Origin of the sequence: Streptomyces sp. SID1328 (assembly GCF_009865595.1) — a bacterium.
GTDB classification, from domain to species: Bacteria; Actinomycetota; Actinomycetes; order Streptomycetales; family Streptomycetaceae; genus Streptomyces; species Streptomyces griseoluteus.
Map to the genome: position 1 here is coordinate 1 of NZ_WWKH01000127.1, position 878 is coordinate 878.

The 878-nt window shown below is 74.3% G+C and carries 1 protein-coding gene and 1 tRNA gene; one reads left to right on the forward strand and one right to left on the reverse strand.

Annotation, left to right across the window (positions count from 1 at the left end; all coding sequences use genetic code 11):
* Positions 1-74 (reverse strand) — tRNA-Pro (locus GT030_RS03940).
* Between the two features lie 106 nt (positions 75-180).
* Here GT030_RS03940 and GT030_RS03945 point away from each other — a divergent pair.
* Complete coding sequence (locus GT030_RS03945; protein ID WP_161199855.1) at positions 181-696, forward strand: DUF309 domain-containing protein; 516 nt, start codon at positions 181-183, stop codon at positions 694-696.
* Positions 697-878 lie beyond the last annotated feature (182 nt).

Consider the following 878-nt stretch of genomic DNA (forward strand, 5'->3'; position numbering starts at 1 on the left):
TCGGGACGACAGGATTTGAACCTGCGACCCCTTGACCCCCAGTCAAGTGCGCTACCAAGCTGCGCCACGTCCCGATGCGCTCACTCGCGGTGACCCGCGTGATCGCGCGAACAGCACTTTACCCCACGTACGGGACTCCTCCGAAGCGGGTTGTGGGCGGGGAGGGGCAGAATCGTCCGCATGGCAGACGCGGAGACGGGCGGAGACATCGGCGGACGCGACCGGGACACCGAGGGGCGGGCGCGGAACGCCCGGCCCCGCGACGGGCTGGGGCGGCCCTTGCCGTACGGGTCCGACGGGGTGGAGCGGCAGCCCGAGGGGGTCGTACGGAGCCCCGGCGAGACGGTCGCGGAGGCGCAGACACTGCTGGACGCCGGGAAGCCGTTCCACGCGCACGAGGTGTTCGAGGACGCCTGGAAGTCCGGCCCCGCCGCCGAGCGCGAACTGTGGCGCGGCCTCGCCCAGATCGCCGTGGGCCTCACCCACTCCGCCCGCGGCAACACCACGGGCGGCCCCCGCCTCCTGCGCCGGGGCGCGGCCGCGGTGACGGCCTGGTCCGAGCAGAACCGGCCCCACCCCTACGACCTCGACCTCCCCGGCCTCGCCACCTGGGCCGTGAACCTCGCCGGGCGGGTGGAGCAGACCTCCAGCCCCATCGATGCCGGGGCCGAGGGACCCCGTCTGCGACGGGGCTGACGGGCGCGGCCGGCCCGGCAGGACGCACCCTCGCCCTCGTGGCCTGACCGCCCGAGGCCCTGCGGACGGGGGCCAGCGTGTCACATGGTGCCGACGGGACCTCGAGGGCATGCTGAGGGGCACTCGCGATCGCGGGGCAGCCGACGAGAAGGAGTCACGCGGGTGTCGTCTCAGGGCGTTAC